The 19,973-nt window shown below is 45.7% G+C and carries 15 protein-coding genes; 5 read left to right on the top strand and 10 right to left on the bottom strand.

The genetic code is table 11. The features are described 5' to 3' along the window. The first annotated feature begins 50 nt into the window (after positions 1–50). Together AC1RNB_RS07690 and rsmG are read left to right on the top strand one after the other, a co-directional pair. The gene (locus AC1RNB_RS07690; RefSeq protein WP_493082086.1) at positions 51–1,175 is read left to right on the top strand and encodes a glycosyltransferase; all 1,125 of its coding nucleotides are present in this window, start codon (positions 51–53) and stop codon (positions 1,173–1,175) included. Further along, positions 1,145–1,789 (top strand): 16S rRNA (guanine(527)-N(7))-methyltransferase RsmG, encoded by a 645-nt coding sequence (gene rsmG / locus AC1RNB_RS07685; protein WP_493082085.1) that lies wholly within the window; start codon positions 1,145–1,147, stop codon positions 1,787–1,789. The genes AC1RNB_RS07690 and rsmG overlap by 31 nt, the downstream gene beginning before the upstream one ends. 115 nt (positions 1,790–1,904) lie before the next feature. Here rsmG and AC1RNB_RS07680 read toward each other — a convergent pair whose 3' ends face one another. From AC1RNB_RS07680 to AC1RNB_RS07660, 5 genes are all read right to left on the bottom strand, one after another. Next, positions 1,905–3,773, bottom strand: coding sequence for a M1 family metallopeptidase (locus AC1RNB_RS07680; protein ID WP_493082084.1), 1,869 nt, complete (start codon positions 3,771–3,773; stop codon positions 1,905–1,907). Positions 3,774–3,866: 93 nt separating this feature from the next. Continuing rightward, entirely contained in the window at positions 3,867–4,532 is a 666-nt protein-coding gene (gene rsmI, locus AC1RNB_RS07675) for a 16S rRNA (cytidine(1402)-2'-O)-methyltransferase (RefSeq protein WP_493082083.1), read from the bottom strand. A 95-nt stretch (positions 4,533–4,627) separates the two neighbouring features. Next, a complete protein-coding gene (gene purS / locus AC1RNB_RS07670; RefSeq protein ID WP_493082082.1) occupies positions 4,628–4,876 on the bottom strand; it encodes a phosphoribosylformylglycinamidine synthase subunit PurS in 249 nt (82 codons plus the stop codon). A 4-nt stretch (positions 4,877–4,880) separates the two neighbouring features. Further along, positions 4,881–5,642, bottom strand: a complete 762-nt coding sequence (locus AC1RNB_RS07665; RefSeq protein WP_493082081.1) for a CDP-alcohol phosphatidyltransferase family protein — start codon at positions 5,640–5,642, stop codon at positions 4,881–4,883. Positions 5,643–5,726: 84 nt separating this feature from the next. Next, a complete protein-coding gene (locus AC1RNB_RS07660; protein WP_493082080.1) occupies positions 5,727–7,019 on the bottom strand; it encodes an aminopeptidase P family protein in 1,293 nt (430 codons plus the stop codon). 189 nt (positions 7,020–7,208) lie between these two features. Between AC1RNB_RS07660 and AC1RNB_RS07655 the strand changes: the two genes are divergently transcribed. Next, positions 7,209–7,991, top strand: coding sequence for a hypothetical protein (locus AC1RNB_RS07655; protein WP_493082079.1), 783 nt, complete (start codon positions 7,209–7,211; stop codon positions 7,989–7,991). A 59-nt stretch (positions 7,992–8,050) separates the two neighbouring features. On the opposite strand, the gene AC1RNB_RS07650 is transcribed toward AC1RNB_RS07655, so the two are convergent. The 3 genes from AC1RNB_RS07650 to recG all read right to left on the bottom strand — a co-directional run bounded on the left by AC1RNB_RS07650 (position 8,051) and on the right by recG (position 15,051). Beyond that, a complete protein-coding gene (locus tag AC1RNB_RS07650; RefSeq protein WP_493082078.1) occupies positions 8,051–9,061 on the bottom strand; it encodes a PorP/SprF family type IX secretion system membrane protein in 1,011 nt (336 codons plus the stop codon). Positions 9,062–9,078: 17 nt separating this feature from the next. After that, positions 9,079–12,738 (bottom strand): DUF7948 domain-containing protein, encoded by a 3,660-nt coding sequence (locus AC1RNB_RS07645; RefSeq protein WP_493082077.1) that lies wholly within the window; start codon positions 12,736–12,738, stop codon positions 9,079–9,081. Between the two features lie 201 nt (positions 12,739–12,939). Further along, complete coding sequence (gene recG / locus AC1RNB_RS07640) at positions 12,940–15,051, bottom strand: ATP-dependent DNA helicase RecG (RefSeq protein ID WP_493082076.1); 2,112 nt, start codon at positions 15,049–15,051, stop codon at positions 12,940–12,942. 589 nt (positions 15,052–15,640) lie between these two features. Here recG and trpS point away from each other — a divergent pair. Together trpS and AC1RNB_RS07630 are read left to right on the top strand one after the other, a co-directional pair. Continuing rightward, a complete protein-coding gene (trpS, locus tag AC1RNB_RS07635; protein ID WP_493082075.1) occupies positions 15,641–16,651 on the top strand; it encodes a tryptophan--tRNA ligase in 1,011 nt (336 codons plus the stop codon). A gap of 402 nt (positions 16,652–17,053) precedes the next feature. Further along, the gene (locus AC1RNB_RS07630) at positions 17,054–17,689 is read left to right on the top strand and encodes a deoxynucleoside kinase (protein WP_493082074.1); all 636 of its coding nucleotides are present in this window, start codon (positions 17,054–17,056) and stop codon (positions 17,687–17,689) included. Between the two features lie 240 nt (positions 17,690–17,929). Here AC1RNB_RS07630 and AC1RNB_RS07625 read toward each other — a convergent pair whose 3' ends face one another. Together AC1RNB_RS07625 and AC1RNB_RS07620 are read right to left on the bottom strand one after the other, a co-directional pair. Further along, positions 17,930–18,883 (bottom strand): Fic family protein, encoded by a 954-nt coding sequence (locus AC1RNB_RS07625; protein ID WP_493082073.1) that lies wholly within the window; start codon positions 18,881–18,883, stop codon positions 17,930–17,932. Positions 18,884–19,133: 250 nt separating this feature from the next. Continuing rightward, the gene (locus AC1RNB_RS07620; RefSeq protein WP_493082072.1) at positions 19,134–19,697 is read right to left on the bottom strand and encodes a GIY-YIG nuclease family protein; all 564 of its coding nucleotides are present in this window, start codon (positions 19,695–19,697) and stop codon (positions 19,134–19,136) included. Positions 19,698–19,973: the final 276 nt, after the last annotated feature.

Below are 19,973 nucleotides of genomic sequence, written 5' to 3'. Positions count from 1 at the left end.
CTTTTCCACACTCCCATGCCCCGAACCCCTCAAAACGCTATTTTTGCCGGATGATGATACCACCCATCACCTGGACCATTGTATTTTTTCTGTTTTGCACCGTTATAGCCATACAGGTTGTGTACTACCTGTATTTTTTCAGCCGGCTGGCTTTTTTCAAACCACCGGCAAGGGAAGTGAATGTGGAGCATCCCGTTTCGGTGATCATCTGCGCACGCGATGAAGCCGATAACCTGGCCCGCAACCTGCCCGGGGTACTGGTGCAGGATTATAAGACCACCCATGAGATCGTGATCGTGAATGATAACTCTACAGATGAAGGCAGGTATGTAATTGAAGAGTTTCAGAAATCGTTCAAGAATATCAACCATATACAGCTTACCCAGGAAGCCAAGATGATCAGTGGGAAAAAATTTCCTTTATCCATCGGCATCAAAAGTGCCAAATACGAGATCGTTTTACTGACCGATGCCGATTGTACGCCTGCCTCTGAATTCTGGATGCAGAAAATGCAGGATGCCTATGACGAGAACACGGAGATCGTACTGGGATATGGTGCTTATCACAAACGTCCGGGTATTCTGAACAAACTGATCCGTTTCGAAACTTTTCATACCGCCATTCAATATCTCTCTTACGCACTTGCCGGAACGCCGTATATGGGTGTGGGCCGTAACCTGAGTTATAAAAAGAATGTGTTTCTCCGCAACAAAGGCTTCTCGTCTATTAACCAGATCCCCAGTGGCGATGATGATCTTTTTATCAACCAGGTAGCCAATGCAGCCAACACTGCCGTAGTAATAGATCCGGAAGCGCATACGGTGAGCGAACCAAAAAAACGTTGGAGTGACTGGATGACGCAGAAATACCGTCATTATACCACTGGCCGCTATTACAAACCCAAACACAAATTTTTGCTGGGGTTATATTCACTCAGTTTATTCCTGTTATATCCTTTGCTGGTGGTATCGATCCTGTTTTTTAACTGGTGGATGGCATTGGCCGTATTTGGAGTACGTCTCATCATACAGGCCGTGATCCTGTACAAGGGTATGAAGAAACTGAACGAAGCCGATCTCTGGCCCTGGTTTCTGTTACTCGATATCTGGATGTTCTTTTATTTCATTTTTACCTTACCTGCCATATGGAAAGCGCCCCGCAAAAACTGGGATTGATCCTCAAGTATTTTGACGATTTCACCGAACAGCAGATCGCGCAGTTTGCGGCACTGGATGACTTGTATACCGAATGGAATGCGAAGATCAATGTAATCTCGCGTAAAGACATCGACAGCATTTACCTGCACCATGTGCTGCACTCGCTCAGTATCGCGGCCATCGCCGATTTTGAGCCGGGCACCCAGATCATTGATATCGGTTGCGGGGGCGGTTTTCCCGGGGTACCGCTGGCGATCTTTTTTCCGAAAGTGAAATTTCACCTGGTAGACAGCATCGCCAAAAAACTGAAAGTAGTAGAAGCCGTTTGCGAGGGAGCCGGTATTAAAAATATCACCATTCAGCATACCCGGGCAGAAGATATCAAAAACCGCAAATTTGATTATGCTATTTCACGGGCAGTGGCCCCTTTAAAAGATCTCTGGAAATGGAGTGCGCCATTATTGAAAAAAGACCATAGCAAAACACTTCCCCACGGACTCATCTGTTTAAAAGGCGGCGATCTGGCGCAGGAGATATTTGAAAGCGGATTACGGCCGAAGATGATGCCGATCTCGAAGATCTTCCCCGAAGAATATTTTGCGGAAAAATTTGTGATTCATGCGGCCAAGTAGGAACCATTAACGGATTACGAATTTGCGGATTAGCGAATTAAAAAAGCAGCTCCTTAAGGAACTGCTTTTTTAATTCGGGGAAAAAGAATCCGCGAATCCGTCATCCGCAAATCCGTTAATCAGGTATAACAAGCTTATTATTTGTCCGGTTCACGTCTGCCAAACGCAGGCTGGGGTCGATCTCGATGGATTTGATCTCCTGTATACCTCTGCTGGTGGCAAATGCATATTCAGGATGTGTCCATTTCCATTCTTCATGAACGGTTCTCGGGATTTTTCCTTCCGCAGGTTTTTCGCCATACATCAGGTTCAGGGGCATATAATGTAATTCCTGGCTGCCATCTTTAAAGGTCAGTAACACTTCTACCGGCATGGGCATTTTACCAATACGGCGGATGGTGATCATGGTCTTGTTATCCTTCACCGCAATATCTCCCACGGCATAATCAATGGTTTTGGTACTGTTGATCCAGTATTCTTTGTACCAGTCGAGCTCCATACCACTTTGTTTTTCCGCCACGCGGATAAAATCGTTGGGGTTCGGATGTTTGAAACGCCATTGGTTATAATAAGACAGGAGGATTTTATCACGTACACTATCACTTACAATATACCCGAGCTGTGCGAGAAAAACGGAACCCTTACTATACGCTGCATTGCCATAGGCATAGTTGGTATTATAATGGTCGGAATGTGTACTGGCGGGTTCTTCAAAACCACTTTTGGCCAGGTTATAATAACCACGGTAAGAACCGGTATACCAGAACTCTTTGGTGTTGCGCAAAGTAGCCATCACACGGGTGCTGCCGTAATCCGTAAAGCCTTCATCCATCCAGGGATACAGGGATTCATTTGTACCCATCAGCATCTGGTACCAGCTATGCATCCACTCATGTATGGCCGTTCCTACGCTGGCACTTTTAAGTAGTGTAGCCATCGGATATTCCATACCACCATCACCTCCCTGAATAAATGTGTAGGTTTTATAAGGGTAGGCACCAAAGGTTTTGGCCATGATGGGATAAGCGAGTGCCGTAGTATCGGCCACTTTCTGCCAGCGGCTCTCCAATGAATCCACGGCTTTGTATACCACGCGGATCAATGGTCCATCTTTCACCGTACGGGTAATCATTTTATAGTTCGGATCTGCGGCCCACATAAAATCATGCACATTGTATGCCTGCCATTTCCAGGTGAGTGTATTTCCGGTGGCGGGTTTTACCACGGTGCCGGGTGCCTGGTAACCAAATCCTACTTCATTCGCATTCTGCAGATCGCCTCCTGCGGTAACCATATAGGTTTTATCGATGGTGATATTCACATCAAAATCGCCCCATACACCGTAGAATTCGCGGGCAATATAAGGGTTGGCATTCCAGCCCTGGTAATCGTATTCTACCATTTTAGGATACCACTGGCTCATACTGTAGCGGATCCCTTCTGCATTATCGCGGCCGCTGCGGCGGATCTGTACTGGCACCTGCGCTTCAAATACTACATCCATCTGCACTTTGCTTTTGGGAAGGATGGGTTTGCTGAGAACAACTTCCAGAATGGTTTCATGCTCTTTCAATTGCTGCTCCACACCGTTTACTTTGATGCTGCTCACCCGCTGGTAACCGATCTGGTCCGGGGTAAGTTTGCTGATCCGGTCTTTCACCCGGGCATCCCAATCCAGTCCATCACTGTTTCTGCGTGGTTCGGAGATCTGTGTTTTACCGAGTTCACGGCTGCGCACATCCATGCTGCTGCCCGGCTGAAACGCGTTCCAGTACAAATGGAAATACACTTTATTCAATGTGTCGGGAGAATTGTTGGTGTACTCCAGTTTCTCCGTTCCTTTAAAACGGTTGGTGTTTACATCCACGTCTACATTGATATTGTATTTGATCCGCTGCTGCCAGCGATCGGGCTGCGCCAACACCAAACCCAGTTGGCAAATGGCTGATGACAATAAAAAAAATTTCAGTATACTTTTTCTCATGTGATGAGGGGGTTTTTAGAAGAGTAAATTTCAGGAATTTAGGCTTAGAAAGTGCAGAACCATGACCAATGGGCCAAAAAGAAAAGAAAGCCTTTATTCTTTTCCCGCCAGTATGATCACGATCTCGCCTTTGACGGTCTTGGCTTTGAAATGATCGGCCACTTCGCGGAGGCTGCCCCGTTTGTTTTCTTCGAATAGTTTGGTAAGCTCGCGGCTCACGCAGCATTGCCTGTCGGCACCAAAATAGGTAATGAATTCTTCCAGTGATTTTACGAGCCGCATCGGGCTTTCATAAATGATCATTGTACGCTCTTCTTCTGCCAGTTGTTTCAGCAGGGTCTGCCTTCCTTTTTTGATCGGGAGAAAACCTTCAAATACAAAACGGTTGGTAGGTATACCGCTGTTTACCAGTGCCGGTACAAAAGCCGTGGCACCGGGCAGGCATTCCACTTTTACCTCCTGTTTAATGCATTCCCGCACGAGCAAAAAAGCAGGATCCGAAATACCGGGAGTACCCGCATCGGTGATCAGTGCCATGGTTTTACCCGCACGCAGCTGGTCAACAATATGCTGTACGATTTTATGCTCATTATGCTGGTGATAAGGCGAAACCGGTTTCTGGATCTGGTAATGATTCAGCAAACGGGAAGAAGTGCGCGTATCCTCGCAAAGGATCACATCCACCTGCTGCAACACTTCGAGCGAGCGGAGCGTGATATCTTTCAGGTTGCCAAGTGGTGTGGGAACGAGGTAGAGCAAGGGAGTTTGGAGTTTGGAGTTTGGAGTTTGGAGTTTGGAGTCGGTAGTTTTTATTATATCAACTCCAAACCCCAAACTCCTAACCCCAAACTATATCAGTTGATTAATTCGATCTCATAAAACTCCATCACCGGGTTGGCCAGTAGTTTTTTGCTGGCTTCTTCGGCTATCTGTTTGGCGGCGGCTTCGCTATCAGCTTCTATATCCAGTGTGATGTGTTTTCCTACACGTACATCTGTTACAGCACCCAGTCCGAGGTTCTGCAATCCACCCAATACGGCTTTCCCCTGTGGGTCTAACAGGTCTTTTAAAGGCATTACTTTGATCTGAACATGATAGGTCATGATACTATTCGGGTTGTTTGAAGGCCAAAGATAGAATTACGTAAGCAATAAATGCGATGGGAACTGCCAGCCAGCCAAAACTTAATCCACTGGCCAGTGCCACCAGTGCCAGGATCAGGAAGGGAACCAGTTTTTTGGTGGTGATCCCCGAAAATTTCAGGGCCAGCATGGGCAAACGGGATACCATCAGGTAACTGCAAAGCAATACAGCCCCATACCAGAACCATTTATTCAATAGGGTATTGATCAGGAAATCATTGCCGGAATACCAATAAATCAGGGGTAAAGAAGCAAACAGAATACCCACCGCAGGAATCGGCACTCCTTTAAATCCATGACTTTGACCGGTATCGATATTAAAACGTGCCAGGCGGTAAGCACCGGCGCAGGGCAGGATAAAGGCGGGTAATAACCAGGCTGTACTGATGTCCAATCCGTCCGGTTGCTGTGCATAACACAAACGCAGGAACTGATAGGCGATGAGTCCGGGTGCTACGCCAAAACTGACGGTATCGGCCAGTGAATCCAGCTGTTTGCCCAGCTCGGAGGGAACATCCAGTATACGGGCCACAAAACCGTCCAGGAAATCAACTACCGCAGCCGCTGCAATAAAAACACTGGCCAGCCAGATCTTCTCAGGTATCACCACCAGGTTCTCCCCATTGGCATCCACGGAAATAGTAACACCTGCCTGCATAATACATACAATGGCCAAACAGCCGGCCAGCAGGTTCAGCAAAGTAAATAAATTGGGGATCTGTTTCATGCCTGGTTGAAGGGGGTAAAAGTCCCTGTTCCATCATTCCTGGGGATGGGTTACTACCCGGGTTATGGAGCAGGGGCGATTCGTTTATTTTCTTTTCATCAAAGCTTCGATCTCTTCGGCAGTGATCGGGATATTTTTCATTAAATCAATATTACCATTCTTGGTGATCCAGAAATTGTTCTCGATACGCACGCCCATCTGTTCCTCTTCGATATAAATGCCGGGCTCGATGGTAAATAACATACCGGCTTCAATGGGTTCGGTGCGGGTGCCCAGGTCGTGCACATCAATGCCAAGATGATGCGAAATGCCGTGGTACAGGTATTTCCGGTAGGCTCGGTTTTCCCTGTCTTCATTCTTTACCTCTGATTTGCGCAGCAGACCGATCTTCAGGAATTGCTGGGTGGCTTCCTCTCCTATTTTTTCGGTATAATCAACGATCGAGATCCCGGGTTTGAGGATGCTTTTGGCATAATTATGCAGGTGCAGACAGGCATTGTACACGGTTTTCTGCCTGCGGCTGAATTTTCCGTTAACAGGAACGGTGCGGGTCAGGTCTGCGCAATAGTTGCCGTATTCAGCGCCAAAATCCATCAGTATCAGTTCGCCGTCTTTGCAGGTCGCATTATTGGATACATAATGCAGGGTTCGGGCATTATCGCCACTGGCAATAATACTGCCGTAAGCCGGCCCAGTGGCACGCTGGCTCAGAAAACTATGCCAGATCTCGGCTTCAATCTCGTATTCGGTAACACCTGGCTGGATAAACTGCAGTAAACGGCGGAAAGTTACTTCGGTGATATTGATTGCCTGCTGTACCACTTCAATTTCTTCCTTGGTTTTGATGCTGCGCAGTTTTTTCATGATCCTGGCAGCCCTTTGAAAAGAATGCAGGGGGTAAGCAGCTTTCATTTCATCCACAAAACGGTATTCGCGACTGCGTACATGACTGGCTTTGCGGTCGTTTTCATTGGTATCGAGATAAATATGATCGGCAAGATGTACCCAGGTTTGCAGGGGCGCCTCAATGGTATCGAGCCATACAATGGTTTTGATGCCGGATAGTTCGGCCGCTTCTTTGGCGCGTAACCGTTTACCGTCCCATTTTTCTTTCAGCTCATTGGGGCGAACGAGTACCAGTACTTCCCTGTATTTGGGATCGGGATTATCAGGGAAAAGGACCAGCATCGAATCTTCCTGTGTAATGCCTGATAACCAGACCAGATCTGTATTCTGTTTAAAACTATGCAGCGCATCCCCATTGGAGGGGTATTCATCATTACTCACAAAAATGGCAATGCTGTTGGGCAACATCTCTTTCACAAACCTTTTCCGGTTTTTGATAAAGAGCTGTGGGTCTAAGGGCAGGTATTTCATAGCTGGCAATTCAGAACCCGCAAGATAAAAATTAAGGAGCAGGAAAATACATATTTATGTCAGGGGGAAAAATCAGCCTCTTCCACCCCGTTTTTGTTAAATAAATAAAAAAATGATGAGCGGAATGTTCAATTACGAATCACATCGTATATTTACTACGAAATTATTCGTTTATAAAAACCTGTACACATGAAAACACAACAACTACGCTGGCTGGGGGCTTCTGCCCTTGCGGTAACGGCCCTCTGCTTTCTTTCCTGGAAAACAGCTGAAAACAACCATTACCAGGTAAAATACCTGGCCGAACAAACCCAGGAAGACACGATCAAACCCCGCAAAAAAACAAGTTCTAAAAAAGAATATACCGTGGGTGATCTGGATCATGCCATGAAAGAGCTGGACCATGCCATGCAGAATCTCGATAAGAACCTCAATATCGATCTCGGCAAAATGGAACTGGAAATGAAAACCGCCCTGGCCGAAATGAAAAAGATCGATTTCGACAAGATCAACCTGGAAGTGAAAACCGCTTTGAAAAATGTGGATTGGGACAAAACAAGGGCCGAGGTAGACAAAGCCCTCCGTGAAGCCCAGGTGAAAATGAAGGAAGTGGATATGAAACAGATCGAAAAAGAAATGGCCAGGGCCAAAGAAGAAATGAAAGCCGCCCAACTGACTGCAAAGATTGATGTTGAGAAGATCAAAAAAGAAGTAGCCGAGGGAATGGCCAAAGCGAAAATAGGTATGGAGAAAGCAAAAAAACAGATCGCACTGTTAAAGGAATTTACTGAGTCGCTCGAAAAAGACGGTTTGATCGACAGGAAAAAAGGATACAAGATCGAAGTAAAAAAAGGAGAACTCTATATCAACGGCACCAAACAGCCGAAAGAGGTAAATGATAAATACAGGAAGTATTTTGAAGATGAGGATTACAGTATCAAGAGTGATGGAGATGATTTCACGAGTATCTGATCTATACAACCGTCATTCCGAGAAGACAATATTTGTTTGATCCGGAATGACGGTTCTCTTTAAAAACGAACCGTAGGACAACGCACCGATTTACCCGCACTGGAAGGGAATACACCACTTTTTACAATCGATATTTCGTAAGCACCGCGGGTGCCGTTAAAGGTGTTCAGGCTGGAGATGGTAGCATCATAATTAACGGTGATGCGCATATCATTTACCTGGTAACCCACCATCGGAATCAGTGCATCTTTGTTACGGTAATATAATCCGATGATAAACTGGCTTAAGCCGTCACCTGTTAAATCGCGGTTAGCGTTAAAACCTACCACCGTTTCCCAGGCATTACCCATTTTGCTAACATAGAGGTTGGGATTTACGATCCAGGTATCCTGCACTTTAAAACTGCTGTTCACAAAAGCCGTATACCGGGGTTCTACGCGGTTATCAGAAACGGTAGCATCAAAAAAACTTTCGCGCGGACGGTTGATATGCGATACACTGATACCCGCATTCAGGTACATATTTTCAGAAGCAAAGTAAGCATAGTTCAACCCCATCTGCAGATCAAAATAATTCACTTTGTTATAGGCAAAGGGTTCATTGGGCGGAATGCTTATATCGAAGAAACTGCCGTTCCACTGGTTATCGAAAGTGAGCTTGGAGATATCGACCCGCTTAGACATATACCCCAGCGTGAAGCCACCGCTTAATAAACTATTATACCCCAGCATCTGGTGATACGCAATACTGGCATAACCGCCGGTGGAAGAAAGGATACCGCTGCCTGCCACATCTTTCAGCAAAGAGCCACCCACACCCAACCATCCGTTTTCGAAACGATCCGTAAATAATTTGGTATCACCCCATACGCTCATGGTTCGGTAAGGGGTGCCTACATTGGCCCACTGGTTACGGTAATTGCCCCCAACACGAAAATCATAATCCGGATTAAAGCCGGTATTAGCAGGGTTTACCAGCATGGGGGCATTAAAGTACTGAGAGAAATGCAGGTCCTGCGCATACCCATATCGTACCACCATCGTGGCCAATATCAAGAGTACTATTTTCATTCTCACATGCATAACTACTATCTAAGTAAGGTAATATCTCCTTTTTTCGTCATCCGCTCCTTGCTGCTGAATTCTATCACTAAGGTATAATGATATACATCCTGCGGCTGTAATTTCCCGTTAAATCTACCGTCCCATCCCTCATAAGGATCTGTGCTTTTGTACACAACGGCGCCCCAACGGTTATAGATGGTCCATGTCATCCGGTCTATACCGTAACCACGCACATACAGTTTATCATTCTGCCCATCTCCATTCGGCGAAAAAGCATTGGGTACATCCAGTAAGCTATTGATCGTTACAGCAATCGGTAAACAGGTAGTATCGCTGCAACCGGCATTGTTATAGGCTATCAGACAGCTGTTATAGGTACCGGAAGCATTGAACAAATGCCGTACGGTTGTATCCGGCCGAATGGTAAACAAAGTATCATTATCGCCAAACAACCATTTATATCTGGTAGCACCGATAGAAGCATTGAGATAACTAACCGGTGTATTCGGCTCTGTTGGATTGGGCGAGTACGTAAAGGAAGCAGAAGGGTTCGGGTTTACCGTAATGGTAAAATAACCGGAAGTATCTGTTTGGTTACAGGTATTGGCATCATTGGCAATCAACCGCACACGGTAAACACCTGTGCTGTTGTACACATGTACCGGATCATGAACCGTAGAAGTGGTGCCATCTCCAAAATCCCAGATAAAAGCACTGCCACCCAATGATGTATTATTAAAGGATGCATTGTAAGGTGTACAGCCATTGGCAGGTGTTTCAAACTGGGCTTTTACATTGGTAGCGATCCTGATCACCTGTGTAATACTGTCGGGACCGTTACAGTAACTCGTATCGAGCAATACCAGCCGTACATTATAAGTACCTGCAGTACTATAGGTATGTGTTACTTTTCCGAGGCCTGCCAACTGGGTAGTTCCATCCCCGAAATCCCAGCGGAAACTGGTGTTCGTAAAGGGTTTGATGGCCGTAGAATTATTGGTAAACTCATAGGCCAGCGAAGTACAGGGAGGCAGTTTCACAGCACTCATATTCAGCGTCGCCTGGTCATCGCGCACGCGCATCGTAATTTGTACGGTATCGGCAATATTACAACTGGTAGAATCTACCGATACCAGTTTTACCCGGTACAAACCCACGGTATTGAAGGTATGCGAAACAGTAGGGACGGTAGTAGTAACCAACGGACTGCCATCATTAAAATCCCAGATATATTTTTGTCCCATGGCAATGGTATCTCTGAAATCAACAGCCATAGGTACACATCCCGATGTATCGCGGGGCACCCCGTTTATAGAAGCCTGAATACCCGCACCAATACCCGCCAGGTTAAACGCAATTTTTACCGCTGCCAGGTTACAATTTGGTGATCCATTATAGGGTGACCACACCCCAGGTGTGGTAGGAAAACGATTGACTCCTGTGGGTTTTGTCGTACCACAGTTGGCACACATGGATTGATAAATCACTCCATTACGGTCAAAGCGGCTGGTCCCCCCATCTACATGCTCGCCAAAACCACCGAGTTGTCCGAAATAACTTCCGTATAACTGCGACTTGGCATTTTTCTCCAATACAAAAAAGTAAAAATCACTATTGTCAGATACTTTCTGGTAAGCATCATTTGTGATCGGTAAACCGTTGGTACCGGCACTGGGATATGCATCTGATGTATTTACAGAACCGCCCCACCCGGAAAAATATACATTCTCACATCGGTCTACCAGGAAGGCCGTAGGCGATAAGTTAGGATTGGCCGCACCTGTACCGAATACGGTTGAATATTCAAAATCAGACAAATCGGGTTTCAGTTTGGAGATAAACTGCCTTCCGTTAGCCTGACTGAAAGCGGCATTTAACACCGGCCAGGTACCGGTAGTGGTACCGGCTATATAGGGAAAGCCAAACCGGTCGAACTGGATGCCGTAAATGATATCGGTTCCGGTAGTACCAAAGAATCCATTTTTAACGAGGTTGCCATTGCTGGTGAACTCGGCTACAAAACCATCGGCTATTCCACCCTGATAGGTAGGATATTTGGTTCCGGTTTTATTACCCGGAAAATTACTGCTGGCCGTAGCACCTGCCACAAAAATATTATTAGAGAAAGGATTGATGGCCAACACAAAAGCAGCATCATCATCATTACCACCGATGAGTACACTGAAGAGTACCTGTCCGAGGTCGGGCGTTAATTTTAATATCACCGCATCCTGCGAACGGTTTTTGGCATTGGCACCGCCCAGGGTGGTTTGCCCGGAAACAGCCGTTACCGGAAAATCAGGCGACTGTGTACAGGAAGCAAACAACACGTTACCGGCATTATCGAATATTACTTCGCTCCTCGCATCATCCCCGTAGTTTCTATCAATTGATTCGGCGCCCAGTGTGGTATATTTATGACGGATATTGACCCCATCATCTCCCCTGCCACCAATACGTACAGAACCAATGAGTGCGGAGCCGGTAGCATTCAGTTTGGTAACAATAATATCCCAGCCACCACCCAAAGGTCCATAGGTTTGCAAAGCTCCTTTTACCGGAAAATCAGTAGATGTACTTCTTCCCGCTATCACCAGGTTACCTGCGCCATCTACTACCAGACTATGGGGTTGCTCATTACCGGCAGCACCACCGAGATAAGTAGCATATAAACGTCTGGCACCGGTAGGATCAAATTTCATGATGGCAATATCAAAACCACCCTGTTCGCCGGTTTGGGTATTACCTCCCTGGTATGACTGCTGAAAAGCGCCATTGCTTACCGGAAAAGTTCCATCTCTGCCAAATACAATACCACCTGCATAAAAATTACCACTGGCATCGTAAGTAGCGGTATATCCCCAGTTATCAGCCGAACTTCCTGTAAACGTAGAAAACACCATCGAAGGGTCTATCACCAAAGTAGCGGTACGCGAATAAGCGGCCCCTAACCTGAACTGCACAATATTGCCCTTTACATCATAACTGCAGGGAATTTCTTTGCGGCTATTATTAATTAACTGGTAAGTATAGGGTGCCATTTCCTGCACCAATTCTACCGAGGTCCTGATCTGTAAGGCACCTTCTTTTACACGCAGGTTTTCTGCACCATCAAAATACATGGCAATACTGGCCGGGTTGCCGCCGGGATGCACAATGAAGTCATATTTCAACACCCCATTGGCGGTATAATAACGCACATCAATATTAGGATATACATTTTTATAAGTGAGTGCCTGGTAAGTCTGGCAGTTAGCTGCCCATTTAGCGGGATCGTTTCCTATAAAATAATTGGAATACGCATCCAGCGGTTTATCGGGTATGATCTGTGGATTTTTGTTGGCGTTGAGGAAACGCATTTCATAAGCATGTCCGCGAAGTGGTTGCGGCTCCTCCAGTTTGGGAACCTGTACAGTAGCCAGGGTTTCTTTTTGCCCTGCTTCTTTCATCCCATGCGCATGAACCGATTCTCCGATCCGGGTAAGATCTTCTTTGTTATACAATACTACCCTGTAACCATTATCCTGTAACAGAAAAGAACCCGTGGTCATCTCCCCTTTGTACCGGATATTTTTATCCCACTGCCCCTTATTCTCGATAAATTCAAGGTAATTCTGTGAAAAGGCATTCGTTGATACCAACACCCACACCAGCATCCTTCCTATCGTCTTCAGTACTGCCAAGCTATTTTTTTAAAAGTTACGATTTATATACGTTCCATGCGTGTGTAAGGTTCGGAAATGGGTGTTTGTTATGATAGTTTTAAGAATTTGACTCACCCCCGGCCCCTCTCTGCTGCGCTAAGAGGGGAGATGGGATGTGCTTGATCGCACATTCACCATTCACAATTCCCCACTCACCACTCACCACTCACCACTCACGCCTCACGATATCTTCCCCCACCCATGTTTCCTTTTCTGCGATTGCAGGAAAATCTTTAGCTGCAAATTCTTTGCCATACTGAGCTCCACATCTTCTTCCACCAGTTTTTCCGCTTCGGCACGGGCCAGTTCCAGTAAGGCTTTGTCGTTTACAATACTGGCGATCTTGAAATTGAGGGCACCGCTCTGGCGGGTTCCTTCAATATCGCCCGGACCACGGATCTCCAGGTCCTTTTCGGCGATCTTAAAGCCATCATTGGTGGCGCACATAGTCTTGATACGTTCCCGGGCTTCTTTGCTGGCTGAGCTGCCCGTTAATAAAATGCAAAAACTCTTTTCGCTGCCCCGGCCCACTCTGCCCCGCAGCTGATGCAACTGCGAAAGCCCGAATTTCTCGGCACTTTCTATCACCATTACCGAGGCATTGGGTACATTCACACCTACTTCTATCACAGTGGTACTTACCATAATCTGCGTATCACCCTTCACAAAACGTTGCATATTGGTTTCTTTCTGCTCCGCCGGCTGCCGGCCATGCACCATGCTGATATAAAATTTGGGTTCGGGAAAGAAACTTTTCACTTGTTCATACCCCTGCATCAGATCCTCATAACTCAGTTTCTCACTTTCTTCAATCAGGGGATAGATAAAATACGCCTGGCGGCCCTTGTCTATCTCCGACCTTACAAAATCCATCACATTGGCCCGGGCAGTTTCATAACGGTGAACGGTGGTGATCGGTTGCCTGCCGGGAGGCAGCTCGTCCATCACACTATAATCCAGGTCGCCATAGGCCGTCATGGCCAGGGTGCGCGGAATGGGGGTGGCCGTCATCACCAATACATGCGGCGGTACGGTGGCTTTCTCCCATAATTTGGCCCGCTGTGCCACGCCAAAACGGTGTTGTTCATCTACGATCACGAGTCCGAGGTTGCGAAACTGTACCGTATCTTCTATCACCGCATGGGTGCCCACCACAAAATGGATGGTATCTTCCAATAACCCTTTTAAAATTCTTTTGCGTTCGGCGGCTTTGGTACTGCCGGTCAGTAAAGCCAGTTCTACCGGCATTTCTTTCAGTAATTCACGCAGTCCGGTATAGTGCTGTTGGGCCAGAATTTCGGTAGGCGCCATTAAACAGCTCTGGTAACCATTATCTGCCGCCAGTAACATACTCAGCAGGGCCACAATGGTTTTACCGCTGCCCACATCGCCCTGCAGCAGGCGGTTCATCTGGTGGCCGCGGCCGGTATCGGTCCTGATCTCGCGCAACACCCGTTTCTGGGCGCCGGTTAATTCAAAAGGCAGGTATTGGGAGTAGAGGGTATTGAACAGATCGCCCACTTTCTCAAATACCACCCCCTTGCTGGTATGGTGGCGCTGTAAACGCACCAGATTCAAACGTACCTGGGCAATAAACAGCTCTTCGAACTTCAATCGTTTCATAGCGGCTTCGGCCAGGGCTGCCGAACCGGGAAAATGCATGTTGCGATAGGCTTCGAAACGGTTCATCAGTTGCAGCTTATCTACGATCTCCTGCGGAATATTCTCCGGCAGGTCTTTGGGCTGCAGCAGCGTAAGCAATGTGTAAGTGAGTTTACCGAGTTGCCGACCATTAAAACTCCGGGCCTTCAATTTTTCGGTAGTGGGGTATACCGGTTCCAGAAAAGCTTTGCCCCCGGCCTGCGCAGCCATAAAGGGTTCTATTTCGGGATGAACGATCTGGGGTTTGCCGTTGAAAAAGCCCGTTTTACCAAATACGAGATAATCACTGCCCACATGTAAGCCTTTTACCACCCAATTAATGCCCTGGAACCAGGCCAACTCCAGTATGCCTGTGGAATCGCGCAGCTGTGCTACCAGGCGTTTGGCCCGTCCCGCTCCCACGGTTTCATAACTGATCAGGGTGCCGGCTACCTGGGCATATTCTGTTTGCGGACTGATCTCCCGGATCTTATTCACTTTGGTCTTATCGATATGCCGGTTGGGAAAATGATCCAGCAGATCCCCGAAAGTGAAGATCTCCAGCTCCTTCTTTAACAGATCGGCACGCAACGGCCCTACCCCTTTGAGGTATTCGATGGGAGAGGATAATATCGTAGCGAGTTCGCTCAAGGAAGAATTTACGGATTAGCGAATTGCGGATTAGCGGATTATAGAACCAAAAGAATCCGCTAATCCGTCAATCCGCCATCAGCGAATCGGCACAAATATCCTTACACAAATTCATATTCGGCATTTATCGTATACACTTGTTGTAAAACGCTTCTTTACAATATGTCAATCATCATTCACATGTGAGGTTTTCGGGTGCCAGCCAGTTCGGGGAATTGATTAGCGGATTGGGGAACCAGAGGTGTCCGGGAGATGTTGAGAACTCCTTTGTTAAAAAGAATTACGCGGGACTAAAGTCCCGGATAAAGATTTCTAAAAGGATATCTCACCCGCTCTGAAGAGCGGGACAAAACAAAAAACAACTTGCCACGCTCTTCAGAGCGTGGATGTATAAAATAGGGATATTTCCTGTTGGGGCTTTAGCCCCGATTAGCCAATTAGAACTATTCAGAACTCCGTTAATCAGAACCCCAAAGAATCAGCAAATCCGCTAATCCGTCATCCGCCAATCCAAATCCGCCAATCGGTCCCCCAAAAAAATATATTGCCCATTGCCCATTCCCCACTCACTACTATTATCTTCGCACCCATGGAAAAAGAGGTTGTTTTAAGTGGTATACGCCCTACCGGGTTCCTGCACCTGGGTAATTATTTCGGGGCCATGCGTAATTATGTGCGCATGCAGGACGATTATAACTGCTATTTTTTTGTGGCTAACTGGCATAGCCTCACCACCCATCCCGATACCAAAGAATTACAGAACAGTGTTCACCGGGTAATTGCTGAAAATATTGCCTGCGGACTGGACCCCGACAAAGTGGCCCTTTATATCCAGAGCGATGTGCCGGAGATCGCTGAATTATACCTGTACCTGAATATGCTGGCTTACAAGGGCGAGCTGGAAAAAACAGTGACTTTTAAAGAAAAAGTAAGACAACACCCCGAAAATGTGAATGCCGGTCTGCTTACCTATCCCGTATTACAGGCTGCCGATATTTTGATACACCGTGCCGTAAAAGTACCTGTTGGCAAAGACCAGGAACAACACCTGGAAATGGCCCGCAATTTTGCCGAGCGTTTTAATTACCGCTATGGCGAAGTATTGCCCCTGCCCTATGCGTTCAATTATGGCGGAGAGCTGATCAAGATCATGGGACTCGATGGCACCGGCAAAATGAGTAAAAGCGAGAACCAAATGGCCACCCTTTACCTCGCAGATACCGATGAAGACATCCGCAAGAAAATCATGAAAGCCAAGACCGACCAGGGACCGGCCGAACCTAATTCCGTTAAGCCTGATTATATCCAGAACCTGTTTACCCTGATGCGCCTGGTAAGTGGCACCGATACCGTTCAGAAATTTGAGGACGACTTCAATGCCAGCAGCACCGGACACTGCGTGATCCGCTATGGCGACATGAAAAAACAGCTGGCCGAAGATATGGCCGCCTTTATCAAACCCATCCGCGAGAAAGCGGCTGATATTCAGCATAACAAAGCACTGCTGGGCAAGATCATCCGCCAGGGAGCCGATAAGGCCCGGGCCAGCGCTTCCGAAACCCTGAAACTGGTGAGAGGGGCGGTGGGGATGAATTACTAGTTGCGATTACTGGTAGCTGGTTACAGGTTGCTCGTTACAGGTTGAAGGGATTAGCAAATACGTCTTGTGCTATTTGATAATTCAAAGTTTGTTGATTAGAAGATAAAACTGCCGCCACAGAGTGCTTGATAAAATATTACTAATCAGTCCCTGTGTACGGGCCTCATTGGGGTCGGTGTCAATCCCGCTTCATGCGGGAGAAGACAGATCAGATCATGCGCAGCAGATCTGATCAGAGGCCAATGCAGTCCCGCCATCGGCGGGATAACAGGGACGGGGCCCAGCGGTCCGAGCGACATGAATTTTCGAATTACAGGGTGTTTTTTAAATAATAGCTCAACACGTTAAAAAAAAATCTTCATTACTTCCTAGTTCATATACGTATTTCGTACTTTCATTTTTATGGCAAAGGCAAAAAAACCAAAACACATAGCGGTGGCCGGTAATATCGGCGCGGGTAAGACCACTTTAACGGAAATGTTGAGCAAGCACTATCGCTGGATCCCCCAGTTTGAAGATGTGGACCATAACCCCTACCTCATGGATTTTTATGAGGATATGCCCCGCTGGAGTTTTAACCTGCAGATCTTCTTTCTGAACAGCCGCCTGAACCAGTTGCTCGAAATACACCACGGAACAGAGACCGTGATACAGGACCGTACCATTTACGAAGACGCCAATATTTTTGCCCCCAACCTGCACGAAATGGGCCTGATGAGCAAAAGGGATTTTGATAACTACTACCTGTTCTTCCAGACACTGAAAACCATGGTGCAGCCACCCGATCTGCTCATTTACCTGAAAGCATCCGTACCCACCCTGGTGGCACAGATCCAGAAAAGGGGCAGGGAGTATGAAGAGAATATCCGCCTGGATTACCTGAAACGGCTGAACGAGTATTACAATAAATGGATCGAGAGTTATAAAGAAGGTCCCTTACTGATCATTGATTGCGACAAAAACAAGTTTGCAGAAACCGATGAACATTTCGGGGATATTATCAGTAAGGTGGATAGTACTTTGTTTGGATTGTTTTGATAGATGCTGAAGTAATTATTTATAAACGGTTGGGGTTTCTCAACCGTTTTTTTATTACCGGATAGGGTTCAGACACAAATCCTTCCGTCTCCGCAGATGATTATCTTTATGGAACTGCGGGACGTAGACCTGGGTTCGGCACACTGACCGCAGCGTTTCTGCCTCAGGCGGAAGACAACTCGGAGACCAATCATGGAAAGAACACTATACTAAGACTAAAAAATGTTGAACCCAATAATCCTATTTTACTTTATAAACCGTTTTATTCTTGTCACCAATTTTTGTAACGAGATTTTCTTTTACGGCAAACAGCATGTCGCGACTGGCAGTGGCAGACGAAATTGCTTTAAAGTAGTGCATATAGTTTTTTCGGGTAAATTCTTTGATGCCGGTTGACAGGAATAAGTGAACCCTGTCTGCGCTGGAGATAGGCCCTGTTCTCTCAGCAAGTAATTCATCGAGCGAATCCCTTAAAATAGTCAGCATGAATTCAATGAAAATGGTTGATTCACCTTGCTTGTCAGATTGGGAAAGTGCCTGGTAATATTTTTTTTGATGTTTACTGATCAAGGTTTCAAAGGGCAAAAATTCAAATACAGCATATTGCTGCATTAAAAGAAGCGTTTGCCAAAGCCTTCCCATTCTTCCATTACCATCTGAGAAGGGATGAATCAATTCCATTTCGTAATGAAATACGCAGCTTTTAATCAGCATCAACTCCTTACTCTTTTTTAGATAATTGAATAGATCTTTCATCAGGAAAGCTACATTAGCTGCAGGAGGTGCTACATGTGTGATCTGAGAACCTTTTATAATTCCTACGCCGGATTTTCGATATTGCCCTGCATGCATCATTAAACCCTGCATCAGGATCTTATGAGCGGATAAAAAGCTTTTTTCACGGAAGGGATGGAAAGTATGTAATTGCTTATATACTTCTATTGCGTTGGAGACCTCTTTAATATCTTTGGCAGGACCGAGTACCCTTTTGTTTTCTACGATGGCAGTTACCTGGTCAATAGAAAGCGTATTTCCTTCTACGGAGAGAGAAGCCTGAATTGTCCTGATCCTGTTTCTTTTTCGTAACTCGGGCGATTGTTTCGTGAGAAAGGAAGCATTTACTTCTCCGATTTTATGCGAAACTTCACTAACCAGCGTCAGCATTTGGCTCGTTACATGATAGGGCGGCTGCATATGATACTATCATTTGATACTATCAAAAGTAGTGAAATCTTCCCTATTCTTGCAAATAACATTTGAGCATTTGCGCTTCTACGCAAAGAGAACTTACAGCCCTCCCATATAAAAACGGTCTCAACAGAAGGTTACCTTTATGGAACTGCAGGAAGTAGAGCTAGGTTCGGCAACCTGGCCGCAGAGTACCCGCCTCAGGCGGTAGAAATCAACAGAGACTAAAACACCAATGTAATATTGTGTGCAGTACTTATTTATTCATGTCAGTAATAATTTTCTCACAAGTGTCCATTATTAATTTCAAATCACATCTAAAAAACTCTCTTCTTGAGGTTAGTCTGTAAGCTTCTAATTGTTTATGAATTAGTTTTTCAGCCTCAATACAATCTTTAGTATGATAGCTATTAATAATGAAGAATTTATCTGCCGAACTAGTATTTGAAAGTTCTTTACCTCGCTGCTCTGTACTTCTTTTGGTCAATCCTATTTTAAAAATATTCTCTTCGTGAATTGGCTGTCTCATAATATAGATATAACCAGCATTTTCATTTTCAAAAACTTCAACTTTCTCAATTTTTGTAACGCCTTTAGGTGTAGAGTAGTATATATCGTTTCTCTCAACCCAAGTTTTTCCTATGATTTTATTTCCACTTTTGTCAAACCCTTCTTCATCAATATTTAATCTTCTCCAATATCCTGTCTTTTCTACTTTAAAACTTTCATCATTTAGCTGATGAGTTTTAATTATAGCCTGCTTGTTTGATTCTAGATAATATAAAGGTTTGGCAAAAACTTTATATTCGGATGGAACCAATGCGAAATTTCTTTTAGAAACTGGATTTTTAATAATCGAGTTTAGATTTGTTTCATAAACAACATCTACAATTCGTTTCTCGTTTTCAAATACATAATATGGGAGAGCTAAGCAATATTTTGCAAAATCGAAAACCGCATCATAATCACTTAGCTTTTTTAAGTGATTATCGAAATATTCATTTATTTCATCTTTTGTTAGAAGCTGTTTGAGTTAATTAATATTTTTTACCATTAGACACATCATCGCTAAAAAGATGTAACTGATAGCTGATTC

The organism is Sediminibacterium sp. GW821-FHT12F12, from assembly GCF_058806635.1.
This window is presented reverse-complemented; position numbering and strand designations above follow the sequence as displayed.